General features: G+C 68.1%; 18 protein-coding genes. 12 read left to right on the top strand and 6 right to left on the bottom strand.

The genetic code is table 11. From position 1 onward, the window contains the following. Positions 1-99 precede the first annotated feature (99 nt). The 9 genes from AB0F43_RS14045 to AB0F43_RS14005 all read left to right on the top strand — a co-directional run bounded on the left by AB0F43_RS14045 (position 100) and on the right by AB0F43_RS14005 (position 8,720). On the top strand, positions 100-675 hold the full coding sequence (locus AB0F43_RS14045; RefSeq protein ID WP_360475132.1) for a GNAT family N-acetyltransferase: 576 nt from the start codon (positions 100-102) through the stop codon (positions 673-675). A gap of 14 nt (positions 676-689) precedes the next feature. After that, entirely contained in the window at positions 690-1,019 is a 330-nt protein-coding gene (locus AB0F43_RS14040; protein ID WP_360475129.1) for a VOC family protein, read from the top strand. A gap of 133 nt (positions 1,020-1,152) precedes the next feature. Further along, entirely contained in the window at positions 1,153-1,317 is a 165-nt protein-coding gene (locus AB0F43_RS14035) for a hypothetical protein (protein ID WP_360475127.1), read from the top strand. 306 nt (positions 1,318-1,623) lie between these two features. Then, positions 1,624-2,631 carry an acyl-CoA desaturase gene (locus AB0F43_RS14030; RefSeq protein ID WP_360475124.1) on the top strand — a complete coding sequence of 336 codons (1,008 nt, stop codon included), beginning with the start codon at positions 1,624-1,626 and terminating at the stop codon, positions 2,629-2,631. Between the two features lie 68 nt (positions 2,632-2,699). Next, entirely contained in the window at positions 2,700-3,341 is a 642-nt protein-coding gene (locus tag AB0F43_RS14025; RefSeq protein WP_360475121.1) for a TetR/AcrR family transcriptional regulator, read from the top strand. A gap of 155 nt (positions 3,342-3,496) precedes the next feature. After that, positions 3,497-4,681, top strand: a complete 1,185-nt coding sequence (locus AB0F43_RS14020; protein ID WP_360475118.1) for a sensor histidine kinase — start codon at positions 3,497-3,499, stop codon at positions 4,679-4,681. Positions 4,682-4,703: 22 nt separating this feature from the next. Continuing rightward, on the top strand, positions 4,704-5,372 hold the full coding sequence (locus AB0F43_RS14015; RefSeq protein ID WP_360475116.1) for a response regulator transcription factor: 669 nt from the start codon (positions 4,704-4,706) through the stop codon (positions 5,370-5,372). Between the two features lie 104 nt (positions 5,373-5,476). Continuing rightward, the gene (locus AB0F43_RS14010; RefSeq protein ID WP_360475113.1) at positions 5,477-6,256 is read left to right on the top strand and encodes an ABC transporter ATP-binding protein; all 780 of its coding nucleotides are present in this window, start codon (positions 5,477-5,479) and stop codon (positions 6,254-6,256) included. 1 nt (position 6,257) lies between these two features. Next, a complete protein-coding gene (locus tag AB0F43_RS14005; RefSeq protein ID WP_360475110.1) occupies positions 6,258-8,720 on the top strand; it encodes an FtsX-like permease family protein in 2,463 nt (820 codons plus the stop codon). 1 nt (position 8,721) lies between these two features. On the opposite strand, the gene AB0F43_RS14000 is transcribed toward AB0F43_RS14005, so the two are convergent. After that, entirely contained in the window at positions 8,722-9,069 is a 348-nt protein-coding gene (locus tag AB0F43_RS14000) for a VOC family protein (protein WP_360475107.1), read from the bottom strand. 2 nt (positions 9,070-9,071) lie between these two features. After that, positions 9,072-9,860 carry a methyltransferase domain-containing protein gene (locus AB0F43_RS13995; protein WP_360475104.1) on the bottom strand — a complete coding sequence of 263 codons (789 nt, stop codon included), beginning with the start codon at positions 9,858-9,860 and terminating at the stop codon, positions 9,072-9,074. 98 nt (positions 9,861-9,958) lie between these two features. Between AB0F43_RS13995 and AB0F43_RS13990 the strand changes: the two genes are divergently transcribed. Then, a complete protein-coding gene (locus AB0F43_RS13990) occupies positions 9,959-10,456 on the top strand; it encodes a MarR family transcriptional regulator (RefSeq protein ID WP_360475101.1) in 498 nt (165 codons plus the stop codon). Positions 10,457-10,931: 475 nt separating this feature from the next. Here the strand turns inward: AB0F43_RS13990 and AB0F43_RS13985 are convergent, their stop codons facing one another. After that, the gene (locus tag AB0F43_RS13985; protein ID WP_360475098.1) at positions 10,932-12,737 is read right to left on the bottom strand and encodes an ABC-F family ATP-binding cassette domain-containing protein; all 1,806 of its coding nucleotides are present in this window, start codon (positions 12,735-12,737) and stop codon (positions 10,932-10,934) included. A gap of 49 nt (positions 12,738-12,786) precedes the next feature. Between AB0F43_RS13985 and AB0F43_RS13980 the strand changes: the two genes are divergently transcribed. Then, a complete protein-coding gene (locus AB0F43_RS13980) occupies positions 12,787-13,638 on the top strand; it encodes a fructosamine kinase family protein (RefSeq protein ID WP_360475095.1) in 852 nt (283 codons plus the stop codon). A gap of 3 nt (positions 13,639-13,641) precedes the next feature. On the opposite strand, the gene AB0F43_RS13975 is transcribed toward AB0F43_RS13980, so the two are convergent. Next, positions 13,642-15,540 (bottom strand): translation factor GTPase family protein, encoded by a 1,899-nt coding sequence (locus AB0F43_RS13975; protein ID WP_360475092.1) that lies wholly within the window; start codon positions 15,538-15,540, stop codon positions 13,642-13,644. A gap of 330 nt (positions 15,541-15,870) precedes the next feature. Here AB0F43_RS13975 and AB0F43_RS13970 point away from each other — a divergent pair, with 330 nt between their 5' ends. Then, positions 15,871-16,176: a class I tRNA ligase family protein gene (locus AB0F43_RS13970; protein WP_360475089.1), complete on the top strand. Its 306-nt coding sequence runs from the start codon at positions 15,871-15,873 to the stop codon at positions 16,174-16,176. A 106-nt stretch (positions 16,177-16,282) separates the two neighbouring features. On the opposite strand, the gene AB0F43_RS13965 is transcribed toward AB0F43_RS13970, so the two are convergent. Then, entirely contained in the window at positions 16,283-17,221 is a 939-nt protein-coding gene (locus AB0F43_RS13965; protein ID WP_360475086.1) for a 4-(cytidine 5'-diphospho)-2-C-methyl-D-erythritol kinase, read from the bottom strand. A 51-nt stretch (positions 17,222-17,272) separates the two neighbouring features. After that, positions 17,273-18,151, bottom strand: coding sequence for a 16S rRNA (adenine(1518)-N(6)/adenine(1519)-N(6))-dimethyltransferase RsmA (gene rsmA / locus AB0F43_RS13960; RefSeq protein ID WP_360475083.1), 879 nt, complete (start codon positions 18,149-18,151; stop codon positions 17,273-17,275). Between the last annotated feature and the right edge of the window lie 17 nt (positions 18,152-18,168).

Here is an 18,168-nt window from a genome sequence, read left to right as displayed (position 1 = left end):
GCCAACAGGTGGCAGCAATCTTCCGGAAAGTGGCGATCGCTCGCTCCTGCGTCGAAGTTCCGGATGCAGATCGTCCGGATTCAGTTCTACGGTGGCTGTATGAGCAGCTACACGGTCAAGCCGCTTGGGCCGGAGACCTGGGAGGCGTTTGCGGCGCTGGCGGGGCGGCACAACGGGGTGTGGAACGGGTGCTGGTGTACGTGGTTCCACCCGGCGTGCGCGGAGCGCGGGCAGAGCACCGAGGGAAACCGGGCGATCAAAGAGCGGCTGGTGAACGAGGGGCGGGCGCATGCGGCGCTGGTGTTCGACGGGGACCTCGCGGTGGGCTGGTGCGAGTACGGCCCACCTGAGGAGCTGCCGAACATCTACCACCGCAAGGAGTACGACGCCGGCCTCGACCGCCTGCCCGACTACCGCCTCACCTGCTTCTTCGTCGACAGGAACTACCGCCGCCAAGGCGTCGCAGCCATCGCCCTCCGCGGCGCCCTCGACCTGATCGCCCAAGCCGGCGGCGGCCTCGTCGAGGCCTATCCCCAAGACACCCAGGGCAAGAGGATCTCCGCCTCCTTCCTCTACAACGGCACCCGCACCCTCTTCGAACAGGCCGGCTTCACTTACACCCGGCCCAAGGGCAAGAACCACACCGTCATGCGCAAAACCGTCACCGCCGCCTAGAAGGAGGAGCTTCGATGAGTTTGTCCCTCGGCGCAGTCGTGCTGAACGTCCCCAACATCGAGACCTCGGCACCGTTCTGGAGCCAGGCCCTCGGGTACGACGCCCGCCCAGACAACCCGGCGTTCCTCGGCCCGAAGGACAGCCACGGAACCCGCCTCCACCTCGACGAAACCGACCGCACCCACCTGGACCTCTGGGTAGACCACCGCACCTCCGACCTGGAGACCGAAGTGGCTCGCCTGGTCGGGTTGGGCGCCACGCGAGTCGAGTGGACGTACCCACCCAACGCCGACTTCGTCGTCCTCGCCGCCCCGGACGGCACCATCTTCTGCGTCATCGAGTAGTACACCGAGTCGTAGTCGTCGCCCGCGCCTGCAGCGCCAAGTCGACCCACAACCCGGTGACCGCGACGAACTAGCCGACACGTGGAACTTCTCAGTCTTCCTCGACGCCCCCTTCGAAATCACCGCAACGCGAATGGCTCATCGAGACGGCACCCACCCAGATCCTCAACACCCCACCCTGCAGCGGTACGTCGGCGCCCAGCACCTCTACTTCGACGCCTGCACACCCCACCAACGCGCCACGATCCTCATCGACAACACCACCCTCGACGCGCCCCGCCTAGTCCGCTTCCCGTAGCGGCGCTGTGTGACCCATCGCCTCAGCAGTCCGAGGCCAGCGGCTCCCAAGCGGGTGTACCCCGCGCCGGGGAAAGAGCAGGACCCGCAGCGTGGTGCGAGTCCTGGGTGAGCTCCCCCGCCTGGTTTCGATCCAGGTCTTCGAGATTCAAAGTCTCGCGGGCTGCCGAGTACCCCACGGGGGATCGTGGTTGCCGGGATAGTTTGCCATGGAGTGGGGTGCGGAACACGCTGAGGGGTTCCTTACCTACGGCTCCGTAGGTTACGGTAGCGTAGGTAAGCAGTCCTCCAGCTGAGGGAATTCGTTATGACTCCACCCGCCGTAGCCGCACCGGAGGCGCCCACCCGCGCCCAGCAGGTTGACGACCTCGACGTCGACACCGGAACGCTCGGGGGTGAGCAGAAGCGCCCCTGGGAACAGGTGGCGCTGGCGTTGTTCATCGGTATTCCCTTCCTCGCCGTGCTGGCCGCCGTGCCGATCGCCTGGGGCGGGTTCCTGGGCTGGCGTGACATCGTGATCGCGGTGGTCTTCTACACGATCGCCGGGCACGGCATCTCGATCGGTTTCCACCGCCTGTTCACGCACAAGTCGTTCAAGCCGAACCGGCCGATGAAGTACGCGCTGGCCATTGCCGGCTCCCTGGCTATCGAGGGCCCGGTGATTCGCTGGGTGGCCGACCACCGCAAGCATCACAAGTTCTCCGACCGCGACGGCGACCCGCACAGCCCGTGGAAGTACGGCACCAGCCTCGGCGCATTGACCAAGGGTTTCCTGCACGCACACGTCGGCTGGCTGTTCGACACCGAGCAGACCCCGCAGCGGCAGTACGCGCCGGATCTGCTGAAGGACAAGGACATCATCAGGGTGTCCCGGATGTTCCCGCTGCTGGTCACGATCTCGCTGCTCGCGCCGGCCGTCATCGGCGGTCTGTGGTCGTGGTCGATCGATGGCGCGCTGACCGCGTTCTTCTGGGCCAGCCTGGTCCGGATCGCGCTGCTCCACCACGTGACCTGGTCGATCAACTCGATCTGCCACACGATCGGCGACCGGCCGTTCAAGAGCCGGGACAAGTCGGGCAACGTGTGGTGGCTGGCGATCCTGAGCCAGGGCGAGTCGTGGCACAACCTGCACCACTCCGACCCGACCTGTGCGCGGCACGGCGTACTCAAGGGACAGCTCGACACGTCGGCCCGTTGCATCTGGTTCTTCGAGAAGATGGGCTGGGTCAGCGACGTCCGCTGGCCGGTGCGCGAGCGCCTGGAGGCCCGGCGGGTCGACGCGAGCGCCAAGACGCCGCTGAAGGCGGCGGCCTGAGGCGTCATCAGCGGTAAATCAGCCACCGGTACCACCGGAGTACGGCATGATGCTGACGTGATCTCGACGTGACGGAACCCAAACCGCGGCGGTCCGGCCGGATCCGGATGACGAGTGCCGAGCGTCGCGAACAACTCATCACCATCGCTCGCGGCCTGTTCGCCCAGCGGGGGTACGAAGCGACGTCGGTGGAGGAGATCGCGGCCCGCGCCGAGGTCTCCAAGCCGGTCGTGTACGAGCATTTCGGCGGCAAGGAAGGCTTGTACGCCGTTGTCGTGGACCGCGAGGTCCGTGCCCTGCTCGACGGGGTCACCCAGTCGCTGACGGCCGGGCGGGCGCATGAGCTGGTCGAGCAGGCGGCGCTGGCGCTGCTGGACTACATCGAGAAGAACTCCGACGGTTTCCGCATCCTGGTCCGCGACTCGCCGGTCGGGTCATCGAGCGGTTCGTTCATCTCGATCCTCAGCGATGTCGTCACCCGGGTCGAGCACATCCTGGCCGAGGAGTTCAAGCGGCGCGGCCTGGACCCGAAGAACGCGCCGATGTACGCGCAGATGCTGGTCGGCATGGTCGCGCTCACCGGTCAGTGGTGGCTGGACGCCCGCAAGCCGAAGAAGCCGGACGTCGCCGCCCACCTGGTCAACCTCGCCTGGAACGGCCTGTCCGGCCTCGAGGCCAAACCCACCCTGTCCACCCGCCCGCACAAGTAGGGCCGACGGACAGGAGGTACGGCGGCCTCCGCGCCCGGTGAGCGGCCGAGGCCCGGTCCCGACGCCACTACCTCCTGTCGTTAGGTCCCTGGTCGTACGGAACATCCGCCCGTGGCATGACCCCGGCGCCCGCGGTTCCCCGTACCCTGGCCCGCATGACGGGGATCCTGACCGCGCGGCCCGTGCCTGCCCGCAGCAAGGCGTTCGACCTGCTGCTGACCGGCGGTCTGTGCCTGTTCTTCGGCTTCCTGTCGCTGGCGCAGAACGGGTTCGCCGGCATCCTCTCGTTCGGCATGCTCGTTCCGCTGATCTGGCGCCGGACGCACCCGGAGCTGGTCTTCGTCGCCGTCTCGTCGGTCGCGGTCCTGCAGTGGCTGGCCGGCGCCCACCTGATGCCGGGCAACATCGGCCTGCTGGTCGCGCTCTACACGATCTCCGTGTACGGCGACGTGCGGTACAGCCGGATCGCCCTCGGGGTCGGCGGCCTCGGCGTCCTGATGGCGACCGCCCGCTACTGGGGCAACAGCGACTGGCGTCAGCAGGTCACGATGATGGTTGCCCTCGGCGCCGTCGTCTTCGGCGTCTGGGCATCCGGCGAACGACGCCGTACTCGCGGCCTGTACGTCGCCCAGCTCGAGGAGCGGGCCGCCCAACTGGAACGGGACCGCGATCGCGAGTCCAAACTCGCCGTGTCCAACGAGCGGACCCGGATCGCCCGGGAGATCCACGACGTGGTCGCGCACGGCCTGTCGATCATGATCGTCCAGGCCGACGGCGGGCTGTACGCCGCGGACCAGTCACCTGAGCAGGCGAAGAAGGCGCTGGCGACGATCGGCGACACCGGCCGCGCGTCGCTGACCGAGATGCGCAAGATGCTGGGCCTGCTCAAACAGGACGAGCAACCCGAGCTGGACCCGAACCAGCCGCGTCCCCAACCGGGCGTCTCCAGCCTGCCTGAGCTGATCGAGAACGTCCGCGACGCCGGCCTGACTGTCGACTACCAGGTGACCGGTGAGCCGCGTGATCTCCCCGCCCTGCTCGGCCTGACGGCGTACCGGATCGTGCAGGAAGGCCTGACCAACACCTTGAAACACGCCGGGCCGGGTGCGCGTACTTCCGTCCAGCTGGACTTCGGCCGCGAGATGCTGACCGTGGTGGTCACCGACGACGGCCGGGGCGCCGGGGTCGCACCGAGTTCGGATCCGGGTCACGGCCTGGTGGGGATGCGGCAGCGCGCCTCGATCTCCGGCGGTACGGTGAGCGCCGGACCGAAGGCGGGCGGCGGTTACGAGGTGATCGCCAAGCTCCCGTACCACCTGCCTACTGGAGGCGATCAGTGAGCGAGCGCAGCGAGGTGAAGGCGTGACGGACGATGTGATCAGGGTCTTCCTGGTCGACGACCAGGAGCTGGTCAGAGCCGGATTCACGATGCTGGTCGACTCCCAGCCGGACATGCGGGTCGTCGGTCAGGCGGGTGACGGCGGGGAGGCGATCGAGAAGATCCAGGTCACCGCGTGCGACGTCGTACTGATGGACGTCCGGATGCCGCGGCTGGACGGGGTGGAGGCCACCCGCCGGCTACAGTCGTTGCCGCAGGCACCGAAGGTGATCGTGCTGACCACCTTCGACCTCGACGAGTACGCCTTCGCCGCGATCAAGGCGGGCGCGGCCGGCTTCCTGCTCAAGAACACGCCGCCCGCCGACCTGCTGTCGGCGATCCGCCAGGTGTACTCCGGTGACGCGGTGATCTCTCCGAGTACGACGAAACGCCTGCTGGAGCATTTCGCCGGAGCACTCCCCGACGCCGAGGTGGAACGACCGGACCTGGCCGAGCTGACCGCGCGGGAGCGCGAGGTCCTGGTCGAGGTGGCCCGCGGTCTGTCGAACACCGAGATCGCCAAGCTGTTCACGTTGTCCGAGGCAACGGTCAAGACGCACATCGGCCGGATCCTGGCCAAGACCGGCCTCCGCGACCGGGTCGCTCTGGTCGTCCTCGGCTACGAGACCGGCCTGGTGAGACCCACCAAGTAATACCCAGGTACTACGCCAACTGCAGTCTGCGGTCCGACGAGATCCCCGGGCGGAATCACTAACTTCTTCGGCAACGACACATTCTGTTCGAACCGAGGAGTGAGATGAGTTTGCAGACCGGTGAGCTTGCGGTGGGACGGCTGCCGCAGGACGGGGTTCCGCGGACAGCGATCCGGGCGCACGAGCTGCGCAAGGTGTACGGGCAGGGCGACACCGCGGTCGCCGCGTTGGACGGCGTGTCGGTCGACTTCGGGGTCGGCCGGTTCACCGCGATCATGGGCCCGTCCGGCTCCGGCAAGTCGACGCTGATGCACTGCCTCGCCGGCCTGGACACGCCCACCAGCGGTCAGGTGCTGCTCGGCGAGACCGAGCTCACCCAGCTCCCCGACGCGCAGCTGACCAAGATCCGCCGGGACCGGGTCGGCTTCGTGTTCCAGTCCTTCAACCTGCTCCCGATGCTGTCCGCGAAGGACAACATTTTGCTTCCGCTCGAGCTCGGCAACCGCAAGCCCGACCAGGAGTGGCTGGCGACGCTGATCGACGTACTCGGGCTGCGGGATCGGCTCACCCACCGGCCGTCGGAGCTGTCCGGCGGTCAGCAGCAGCGGGTCGCGGTGGCCCGGGCGCTCGTCGGCCGGCCCGAGGTCGTGTTCGCGGACGAGCCGACCGGCAACCTCGACTCCCGGTCCGGCGCGGAGGTGCTCGGCTTCCTGCGCCGCTCGGTCCGCGAGTTCGGCCAGACGGTGGTCATGGTCACCCACGACCCGCTGGCCGCGTCGTACGCCGACCGCGTCGTGATGCTTGCCGACGGCAAGCTTGCCGGCGAGCTGCACGAGCCGACCCCGGAGACCGTGCTGGACGCCCTGCGGCAGCTGGGGGCCTGAGGTGCGACGTTCCATCCTCTCCTCGCTGCGCGCCCACCTGAGCCGCCTGATCGCCGCCTGCCTGGCGATCGTGCTCGGCGTCGGTTTCGGCACCCTGGCACTGACCGCGCACGCCTCCGCGTCGAACGGCATCGACGAGACCATCGGCGCGCAGTACCGCGGCGTCGACGCGGTCATCTACCCGGAGAACGCCGAGATCACTCCTGCCGAGGTGGCGAAGCTCAAGAAGCTTCCGCAGGCCGACTCGGTCGTCACTTTCACGACCGCATACCTGACGGCTGCGTTCCCCGACCTGGTCCGTCCGGCCGGGCTCGGAGTCGACGCGCTCTACGACACCACCCGGATCGCCGGTCCAGGGACGTCGTCCGGCCGGTTGCCGACCGCAACGAACGAGATCGCCCTGCCGGCCAAGCTGGCCGCCAAGCACAAGGTCTCGGTCGGCCAGACGCTCCGGCTGAACGCCTACACCGGCAAGTCGTGGAACGTCACCGTGGTCGGCCTGATCGACGACGCGAAGTACGTCGGTCCGGCGTCCGCCGTGGCGACCCCGGCCGCGCTCGAGATCTTCGAACCGGACGCCTCCATCCGGGCGGTCGGGATGGCCGCCAAGCCCGGTGTCGACCAGCAGACCCTCGCCACCGCGGCACAGGGTGTCGTCTCCGGTCACCTCAAGGTCTACACCGGCGAGGCCTGGATCGACCATGAGGTGAAGGGCTACACGAACGGTATCGACGTACTCGGTGGCGTCTTCGGCATGTTCGCCGTGATCGCGCTGTTCGTCGCCTGCCTGGTGATCGGCAACACCTTCACCATCGTGATCGCCCAGCGCACCCGTGAGATGGCGTTGCTGCGCTGCGTCGGAGCCTCCCGCAAGCAGGTGTTCTCGTCCGTGCTCGCGGAAGCGTCCGTGGTCGGGGTGATCGCGTCCGCGATCGGGGTCGTCTTCGGTGTCGCGCTGTCCGCGCTGGTGCTCGCGTTGGCGCGGGAGTTCGACTGGGGTCTCCCGCCGGTGTCGCTGCACCTCGATCTGTTGTCGCTGCTCGTACCGCTGGTGCTGGGTACCGTCGCCACCATCGCGGCGGCCGTCGTACCGGCTCGGCGGGCCACCAAGGTTGCTCCGCTGGCCGCGCTGCGGCCGGAGGTTGCTCCGGTGGCGGCGTCGAAGGCAGGCCTGATGCGCCTGATCCTCGGGTTCCTGCTGCTGGCCGGGGGTGGGCTGCTGCTCACCAAGGGCGCGTCGGGTCACCAGGTCCTGATCGGCGTCGCGGGCGGTGTGCTCTCGTTCGTCGGCGTACTGGCGATCGGTTCGCTGCTGGTGCCGGCGTTGATCAAACTGCTCGGGGCCTTGCCGGCGCGCAGTGGTGGGGTCCCGGCCCGTGTCGCCCTCGCGAACGCGGTCCGGAACCCGAAGCGTACGGCGGCGACCACCTCGGCGCTGTTGATCGGCGTGACGCTGATCAGCCTCACGTGTGTGGGGATCGCGTCGGTGCGGAAGACGTTCGACGTGTCGATGGACGGTCAGTACCCGGTCGACATCATGGTTGCCACGTACAACGAGAAGATGCCGGCCAGTGCGGAGCAGCAACTGCGTGACATCAAGGGCGTCACGCAGGTCGTCCCGGTCAGCAAGGTGACGGTGAAGACCGCCGGTCAGGAGCTGCCGGTGACCGGGATCGACCAGGCCGCGGCCGGTTCTGTCATCCACAACCCGTCGCTGGCCGCGCAGCTCAAGCCGGGCAGCGCGTTGCTGGACTCGCCGACGATGAGCATGCTCGATCTCGAGGAAGGCGCTCCGCTGAGTGTCGTGGCCGGCGGGAAGAAGCTGACACTGACCGCACACCGGGCGGTCGGGCTGGACCCGATCACCATCACCTCGACGGACCTTCGGAAGTTGTCCGCCGTCGCCCCGGTCAGCGGCTTCTGGCTGGCATCGGATCCGAAGGCGGACGGTTCCGCGGTGATCGACGCGGTGGAGCAGTCCATCCCGACGGTCAAGGAGCTCTCCGTCAGCGGCGGTCTGCCCGAGCGCACCAGCTACACCAAGATCTTCGACGTCCTCCTGATCGTCGGGGTCGGGCTGCTCGGGGTGTCCGTGCTGATCGCGCTCGTCGGCGTCGGCAACACCCTCAGCCTGTCGGTGCTCGAACGGACCCGGGAGAACGCGTTGCTGCGGGCAATGGGATTGACCCGCCGCCAACTGCGGAGCATGCTCGCGGTCGAGTCGTTGCTGATGGCACTAGTTGCCGCCGGCCTCGGAATCGCGCTCGGCCTGATCTACGGCTGGACCGGCACCAGCGCGTTGATGGGCGGTCAGACGGTCGACGGCAGCGTGGAGTACGCCGTACCCGTGAGCCTGCTGGTGGCTATCGCCGCGGTCGCTGCCGTGGCGGGTCTGCTGGCCTCCGTTCTCCCGGCGCGACGGGCCGCCAAGGTCGCGCCCGCCGGAGCGTTGGCGACCGAGTAGCTCAGACGATCTCCACCCTGTTCCCGTGGCCGTCGGCGGTGTGGAACCGCCGGCGGCCCGGGATCGTCTCGTTGTCCCACGTCACCGGATAGCCCAGCTTCTCGAGCTTCCCGGCCAGTGCGTCCAGGTCGTCGACGGCCAGTGCCGGGTGCGCCTTCTTCGCGGGCCGGAAGTCCTGCTCGACTCCGACGTGCACCTCCGCCGTACCCTCGCGGAACCAGCAACCCCCACGGGCCTGCAGCAGCGGCGGCTTCGCCTCCTCGGTCATCCCGAGTGCGTCCCGGTAGAACGCCCGCGCGACGTCCTCCCCGCCGGGCGGACACGACACCTGCACATGGTCGAGCCGCATCCTCAGGCCTCCTTCTTGTGCGCGACGGCGAAGATGCGGCGGAACGGCAGCAGCGTCCCGTAGTCGCGTTGCTGGTAGACGTCGGCCAGCAGAGCGCCGTACTCGTCCTCGAACCGGCCCCGCAGGTCCTCCGGCAACGACTGCAGCACTGGCCGCGCACCCGTCCCCTTCACCCACTCCAGTACGGCGTTGTCGCCTTGCAGCAGGTGGTAGTACGTCGTCTCCCACGCGTCGACGACACATCCTTCCGCCGTGAGCGCATCGACGTACGTGTCCGGACCGGGGACCTCGGCGCGCGGCGAGGCGTTCTTCGCGTACTGCGTGTAAGGCTCGGACGCGGCGAGGTCGCGCAGGATCGCGTGCGACGGAGCGTTGCCGTTTCCGGGGATCTGAATCGCCAGCCATCCGCCTGGGCGCAGCACCTTGACGAAACCGGGCAGCAGGTCGAGTTGCTCCGGGATCCATTGCAGCACAGCGTTCGTGACGATCACGTCCAGCGATCCGGGCTCGGCGGTCCACTCCAGCAGGTCGCCGAGCTCGAAGGTGAGCTTGTCGTCGGCGTACTGCTGGGCCGCCTCGATCATCTGCGGTGAGCTGTCGACACCGCGGATGGTGGCCTCCGGCCACAACTTCCGCAGCGTGGCGGTCAGGTTGCCCGGACCGCACCCGAGGTCGACGACCGTGCGCACGTCGTCCGCGTGGATCCGGCCGACCAGGTCCGCGAACGGGCGGCCGCGTTCCTCCGCGTAGGTGCCGTACTGCTGCGGACTCCAGACCGGTGAGGTACGCATGCTGCTGCCTCTCTCCGAGGATTTATCTTGATGTCGAGATACTGTAAGCATGCGAGTTGTCTTGATGTCAAGAGTCTTGATGACGTAATCTCGACAGCATGGAAGACGAGGTCGATCGGCTGCTCGAGGCCTGGCGCAGGGAACGCCCCGACCTCGACGTGGCGCCGATGGAGGTCCTGTCCCGGGTCAGCCGGCTGGCGCGGCACCTGGACCGGGCCCGCAGTCAGGCGTTCGAGGCACACGGCCTGGAGTCGTGGGAGTTCGACGTCCTTGCGGCCCTCCGGCGCGCCGGGGCGCCGTACCAACTGTCCCCCGGCAGGTTGCTGAAGGAAACCCTGGTCACCTCGGGCACGATGACGAACCGGGTCGATCGGCTCGCCGCTCGCGGCCTGGTCGAGCGACTGCCGGATCCGGCCGACCGTCGTGGCGTGCTGGTCCAACTCACCGACGCCGGCCGGGACGCGGTCGATGCCGCGATGGCCGACCTGCTGGCCCACGAGCGCCGGTTGCTCGGTTCGATCAGCGACCGGGACCAGGCGAAGATCGCGCGCGTGTTGCGCGAACTGGTCAGGCCGTTCGACCTCGAAAAGCACTGAGAACATTTTTCCGGGGACCAGACAAACCCGGGGGAATTGTGACGGAATTATCCGAAAAGACAATCCGTCACTTCACCCCGGTTCCGATCGTTGCTAGTTGCAACGCGATCGTGAGACTGCTGTAGCCGACGACTATCGACACTGAGTGAGCAGGCGCACTAGGGTCTTTACTGTCGGTGGTTGACCGACCACGAAACGTAGAGATTTGAACGGTGACTTCGGCGGCAAGAGATGGTCCGCCGAAAGTGGCCGCGCGGTGTCCGGGGCACGGGGCTCGAACAACGCCGGCCGGCATGGGGCCCGCTCACCCGTTAGTCGCGGCGCGCCCTCCGAATCACAGGGGATCGGAGGGCGCGTCGCGACTCAGTTCTGTTTCCGCATGTTTCCCGCCGGCGACAATGCAATATTACTCGCGGGTCGTGATCGTGCGGCTGTTCACAACCTCAGGATTTGATCAGACCGCGGATTTGTGGAGTTATTCGGCGCGTTCGGCGGCGTCGAACCAGGCGGTTTCCAGTTCGGCGCGTTCGTCGGCCAGTTTGCGCAGTTCGGTGTCCAGCTCGGCCAGCCGTTCGTAGTCGCTCGCACTGGCGGCCAGCTGATCGTGCAGCTTCGCCTCGGTCTCGCTGAGCTTGGCGAGCTGGCGTTCGATCCGGTTCAGCTCCTTCTTCGCCGCCCGGGCCGCTGCCGCGTCGACCATCGGCTCGGGCTCGACAGCGTCAGGCTTCGCGTCGATCGCCGTACCTTCGCTGGTCGTCGTACGACGAGGAGCCTCGCCGCTGAGCTCGTCGATGTACTGGTCGACGCCGCGCGGCAGGTGCCGGACCCGGCCGTCGCCCATGATCGCGTAGACCATGTCGCTGACGCGCTCGAGGAAGTAGCGGTCGTGGGTCACGGTGACGACGACACCCGGCCAGCTGTCGAGGAAGTCCTCGAGCACGGTCAGCGTCTCGACGTCCAGGTCGTTGGTCGGCTCGTCGAGGATCAGCACGTTCGGCTCGTCGAGCAGGATCCGCAGCAGCTGCAGTCGGCGGCGCTCGCCACCGGACAGGTCGGAGATCCGCGTCGTGAGCCTGTCCCCGCTGAATCCGAACCGCTCCAGCAACTGCGACGAGGTCAACTCACCACCACGCCCGGCGAGTGCCGCCGTACGACGGATGTCCGTGATGTGCTGCAGCACGGTCGCCGCACCGTCGACCTCGTCGAGGGTCTGCGACAGGTTGGCCACGCGGACGGTCTTGCCCTGCTTGACGCGGCCGCGGTCCGGCTCGAGCTGACCGGTGAGGACCTTGAGGAACGTCGTCTTGCCGGCGCCGTTCGGGCCGAGCAGCCCGATCCGGTCGGCCGGGCCGAGGCGGAACGTGACGTGGTCCAGCATCACCCGGGGGCCGAAGCTGAGGCTCACGTCCTCGGCGTCGAACACATCCTTGCCGAGCCGCGCGGTCGCGAGCTGGGAGAGCGCCAACTGGTCGCGTGGTGGCGGCTCGTTCTCGATCAGCGCGTTGGCGGCCTCGATCCGGAACTTGGGCTTGCTGGTGCGGGCCGGTGCACCGCGGCGCAACCAGGCGAGCTCCTTCTTCAACAGGTTCTGCCGCTTGGCCTCGCTGACCTGGGTCGTCCGGGCGCGCTCCGCCTTGGCCAGGACGTAGGCGGCGTACCCACCGTCGTACGACGTGACACGGCCGCCCTGCACCTCCCACGTGTCGGTGCAGACCGCGTCGAGGAACCACCGGTCATGCGTCACGACGATCAAAGCGCCGGCCCGGTCGACCACGTGCTGGGCCAGCCAGTTGACCGCCTCGATGTCGAGGTGGTTCGTCGGCTCGTCGAGGATGAGCAGGTCCACCTCGGTGAGCAGGAGCCGGGCCAGTGAGGCGCGGCGGCGTTCACCACCGCTCAGGGTGCCGACCAGCGCTTGGTGGTCCACGCCGCCGAGCAGGTGCTCCATCACGGAACGCGCGCGCGGATCCGCCGCCCAGGTGTAAGTCTCGGCATCACCGAGCACCGCGTGCAGGACGGTCTGATCGGGGTCGAGATCGTCGGTCTGGCCGAGGTACCCGAGCCGGAGGTCGCGGTTGTGGGTGATCCGTCCGCTGTCCGGCTCCTCCCGCCGGGCCAGGAGCTGCAACAGCGTCGACTTGCCGTCGCCATTGCGCCCGACCACGCCGACACGCTCACCCCGGCCGATGCCGAGGCTTACCGAGTCGAGCAGGGTACGGGTCCCGAAGCCCTTGGAAACGGCTTCCAGATTGACCAGATTAGGTGCGGGAGAACCAGCCATATCGCGGACCAGGGTAGCCGACGGCCGCCCACGTGCCAGGATCGTCCACGTGCTGACTCCTTCATGGCTCGACGGACTCGAGTTGGGTGAGGTCGAATCCGCTTCGCCGCTGGAAGGCGGTGTCGCCAACAAGACCTTCCGCGTGGGTACGACGCTGGGCCGCTCGGTGATCGTGAAGACCCACGACGACCCGCCGCCCAGCCTGTACTCGCTGGAGGCTGACGGCCTCAACGCACTCCGTGTACCCGGCGCATTCGCCGTACCCTCCGTGCTCCGGGTTGGTCCAGACTTCCTGGTCCTGTCCGACCTCGGCCCCGAATCCCTGGCCGACCAGTCCCCCGACTTCTGGCGCGACGCCGGCCACCGCCTCGCCGTCCAGCACCAACAGACGTCGGACAAGTTCGGCTACCACCACGACAACTACCTGGGTCTACTCTCGCAACGAAACCCCTGGACCACCGACGGCCACACCTTCTTCGCCGAACACCGCCTCCTCCGCTACCTCGAAGTCCCCCGCTGCTACCAGGCACTCCCCACCGAGGATCGCCGCCGCCTGGAACGCCTCGCCACCCGCCTCCCCGACCTCATCCCCGAGCAACCGCCGTCCCTCCTCCACGGCGACCTCTGGCACGGCAACCTCCTGCCTTCCGGCACCACCCCAGCCCTGATCGACCCGGCCGTCTACTACGGCTGGCCGGAAGCCGAACTCTCCATGCTCAAAGGCTGCGGCAACATCCCCGACGACTTCTTCACCGCCTACCAGGAACTCCACCCCCTGACCGAAGGCTGGCAAACCCGCCTCCCCCTCCTCCACCTCCGCGAACATCTAGCCGTCCTGGCCCACTTCGGCCCCAACCCCGGCGCTCTCACCGAAATCCACAAAACCCTCGCCCGCCACTGACCATCAGCTCTGGCTGAGGTGGAGGAGGTATTGCTTTTGGTTGAGGGGGTTGCCGTCGGTTCGGGGGCGGGTGGGGGTGGGTGTGGGGGCTGGGGTGTAGGTGGTTGAGGTGGTGGTGAGGATGCCTTCGCCGTGGGTTTGGCTGGGGAGGTGGGTTTCGAAGGGGTGGGTGGTGGCGGCGGGGATGGTGCCTTCGAGGTGGGCGCGGTCGGGGTGCAGGGTGGTTTGTTCTACGACGGCTCGGGATTCGGCCAGGAGGGACAGGACTCGGGAGATGGAGTCGGGTGGGATGTCCAGATCGAAGTGGTGGACGGGTTCGAGGACTGTGGTGCCGGCGGTCTGGAGGGCTTGCAGGAGGACCAAGGGGACGAGGCGGCGGAAGTCGGCGGCGACGGTGGTGGGGGCGCTGTAGGCGGTGTGGGTGACGGCCACGGTGATGTCAGGGATCTCCCAGCCGTAGAGGCCCTGCTGCAACGTCAGCCGGACTGTTTCCTCGATGGCGGTGTGGAAGGCGCGCGGGAGGGCGCCGAGTTCGGACTCGATGCGGTAGTCGACACCGGACTCCGAAGGCTCGACACGAAAACCCACCGCGGCGGCCCAGGGGTTGTCGGGAGCACCCATTGCGCGGTACGCCGTGCCGACGCCGTTCAGCCGTTCGACGTGGATCGGGCTGGTCTCGCTGAAGTCGACGACCAGGCCGTACTCGCTGTCCAGCAATGACGCGATGACTTCCTTCTGCACCTCGCCGTACAGGCTCACAGTGATGTCGTCGGCCTTGCGGACGCGGATCAGTGGGTCCTGCTCGGCGAGCTGGGTCAGCGCCTGGAAGAGCTTGACCCGGTCACGCGCAAGCACGACCGTCTCCAGCGTCGGCGGCGCGAACAGCCGCCCGACCCCATCGGCCCGTACGCCGAGCTGGTCGCCGATCCGGATGTCCTTCAGCCCGCGCAGCGCGACGATCTGGCCGGCTTCGGCTCGTTCGACGGTACGGCGGGATCCGCGCTCGAAGAGGTCGATCGCACTGGGTCGGGCCTGGTACGACGGACCTGCCGCCGGGTGCACGTCGACGTACGAACGCGACCGCAGTACTCCGGAAAACACCCGCGCGGACGCGATCTTCTGACCGGCCGCTCCACGCTCCACCTTGAAAACCCTTGCCCGCAAGGGTTCGGCGGACGATTGAGTTGCTCGTGGCAACCAGGTGCGGATGCTGGTGACCAGCTCCGGTACGCCGACTCCGGTCATCGCGGAGCCGAAGTACACCGGATGAACCTGTGCCGCGCCCACCTGCCGACGCAACTCGACCTCAATCTCGGCAACCGACAGCGCGTCGTCCAGGTAACGCGCCAGGAAGTCATCGTTGCGCTCAGCAAGCAACTCGCCAACGGCCTTCTCAGTCAACGAAAACGGCTCGAAACGAGCCGCGCGCGTACCGAGCTGCACCACCGACCCCATCGGCACACAGGCGGGTGCCAGCAAGCGCGCAACGTCTGCCAGCAGGTCGTCGTACCGGGCTCCGAGGCGGTCGATCTTGTTCACGAACAGCAAGGTGGGAATGCGAAGGCGCTGGAGGGTGCGCATCAGCAGGCGGGTCTGGACCTGCACGCCCTCCACCGCGGAGATCACCAGCACAGCGCCGTCCAGCACGGACAGCGCGCGCTCGACCTCGGCGATGAAGTCCGAGTGCCCGGGGGTGTCGATCAGGTTGACGGTCAGGTCGCCCAGCTCGAACGACACCACGGCCGAGCGGATGGTGATCCCCCGCCGCCGCTCGAGCTCCATCGAGTCGGTCTGGGTGTCCCCGTCGTCGACCCGGCCGACCCGGTCGATCACACCGGCGGCGTGCAGCAGCCGCTCGGTCAGGCTGGTCTTACCGGCGTCGACATGCGCCACAATGCCCATCGTCAGAGAGTTCAAGGGTCCTCGCGAATGCGTCGAAGTGATCAGTCCTGAGGTCGATCACCACGCGGCGCATCCCGTTCTCCCTTTTCGTCAAGGCCTGTGAACGCTTGGATGATAAGGCCAGGCCGACAACGCCGCGACCGCTTTTCGTGAAGCCTTCCGTGCTCTTCGGGATGGCTGGTCAAACGTTCGCTTGCGTTGCGGTCTGGAAGCCCTTGTTTTCAAGGGTTTCCAGACTGGCGGCGACGGAGTAACGTCGCGGACTGCGACCGGTCCAGTGACAAGAGTTACCGGACGGGCCCAACCGCCGCCCACGGTAGGAGCCGCCGCATGACCCCTGATGTGACCGTTCTGAGCGTTCCGCCGGCGACGGTCGACCGGCCGTTGGAGCTGGGGCGGCTGGCCGGTCCCCACCTGGCCGCGGACATCGCGGCGCGGGCAGCGCGAGCAAGGGGAGAGCGGGTGGTGACGACCGCGGGCCTGGACATCCATCGGAGCTCGGTGCTGAGTCGCGCCGAGGACGAGGGCGTCGAGGTCGAGCAGCTGATCGGCAGGTACCAGGGCGAGATCGTCGACGCACTGGATGCCGCCAGAATCCAGTACGACGTCTTCCTCGACCCGCAAGACCAGGCGTAACTCCCCGGATTCAACCCAGCCCTCGCCGCCCGCTCCCTACTGATCCGCCCTGGCCACCACCCCCCGCACCGACCAACTCCTGCCGATCCTGACCGGCCGTTGACACCTACCGGTTGACGGTGGCGGGGAGGATTCGGGCGCCGGGGACTGGGCCTTCGGCTTGGCGGACCATGCGGCAGAGGCCGGATTCGGCGAGTTCGACGGCGAGGTCGACGGCACTGCGGCTGTCGGCGGCCAGGAACAGGCAGGTGGGGCCGGAGCCGGAGACCTGGGCGGCCAGGGCGCCTTGGTCGAGGCCGAACTGGAGGGTGTCGCCGAGCTCGGGCCGCAGCGACAGGGCGGCCGCCTGGAGGTCGTTGCTGAGGGCAACCGCGAGGGCGCCGGGCTGGCCGGACAGCAGCGCCGACAGGAGCTCGGGGCGGACCTGCGGGGCCTCGACCCGGCGGAGCGGGCGCAGCCGGTCCAGCTCGCCGTACACGGCCGGTGTGGACAGGCCGCCGTCGGCGATCGCGAACACCCAGTGGAAGGTCCCGCGCGACATCACCTCGGTGACCTGGTCACCACGTCCCCGGCCGAGCGCGGTGTGACCGACCAGGCAGAACGGCACGTCGCTGCCCAGCTCGGCGGCGAGATGCTGCAACTCGGTCTGCGACAACTGCAAGCCCCACAGCCGGTTGCACGCCACCAAAGTCGCTGCCGCGTCAGTCGAACCACCCGCCATCCCACCCGCGACCGGGATGGTCTTGCGGATGGTCAGGTCGACGCCTTCGTCGACGTCGTACTCCGCCTGCAGCAACCGCGCCGCCCGCACCGCGAGGTTCGTCTCGTCCGTCGGTACGTCGGCCGCGAAGTCGCCGACCACCTCGACCGAGATCGAGGAGTCGTCGTCGCGCAGCACCGCGGTGACATCGTCGTACAGGGCGACGGCCTGGTAGATCGTGGCGACGGGGTGGAACCCGTCCGGGCGCGGCGGACCGACCGACAGACCGAGATTGATCTTGGCCGGCGACCGCACCGTGACCTCAGCAGAAGGTGGCACCCGCACAGGCTAGTGCCTCGTCGAGGCATGGTGGTGCCGAACGTGCCTCGATGTGGACTACCGCCTCGCCGCGCCGGCCAGGGCCGCGAACTCGGTGATGCCGAGCATCTCGCCGCGCAGCCCGGGGTCGATCCCGGTGGCGCGGAACACCTCGTCGAGGCGTTCGCGGTCCGGCAGCCAGCGTGACAGTGCGGATCGGACGGTCTTGCGCCGCTGCGAGAAGGCCGCCTCGATCACCGCGAACACTTCTTCCCGACTCGCTTCCGTGTCAGGTGGTTCACGCCGCTCGAACGCGACCAGGCCCGAATCCACGTTCGGCGCCGGCCAGAACACGTTCCGCCCGATCGGACCGGCCCGGCGGACCTCGGCGTACCAGGCCGCCTTCGCGGACGGTACGCCGTACGTGCGCGAGCCGGGCGGCGCCGCGAGCCGGTCGGCGACCTCGGCCTGAACCATGACCAGCCCGTGGCGCAGCGAGCCGGACACCTCGAGCAGGTGCAGGAGGACGGGTACGGCGACGTTGTACGGCAGATTGGCCACACACGCGGTCGGCGCACCGATCTCGTCCGGCCCGACGGTCATCGCGTCTGCCTCGACCACGGTGAAGTCGCGAGCCTGTTCCGGCGCGTACGTCGCGATCGTCGACGGCAGCGCCGACGCCAGCACGGGGTCGATCTCGACCGCGGTGACCCGGTGCCCGTCGGCCAGCAGTGCCAGCGTCAGCGACCCGAGCCCCGGGCCGACCTCCAGGACCAGTTCCCCGGCCTCGTCGAGTGCGGCTGTCCGGACGATCCGGCGAACCGTGTTCGGATCGATGACGAAGTTCTGGCCGCGCTGCTTGGTCGGCCGGACGCCGAGCGAAGCGGCCAGTGAACGCACTTCCGCCGGACCGAGAAGTCTCGGTCCGGCGGAAGTGGATGAATCAGACGAGGTCACCTCGTCAGTGTGTCAGG

It is taken from the genome of Kribbella sp. NPDC023972 (assembly GCF_040639075.1).
In the GTDB taxonomy this organism is placed as follows: domain Bacteria; phylum Actinomycetota; class Actinomycetes; order Propionibacteriales; family Kribbellaceae; genus Kribbella.
The sequence above is the reverse complement of the archived record's forward strand: the minus strand, read 5'-3'. Positions and strand labels throughout refer to the sequence as shown.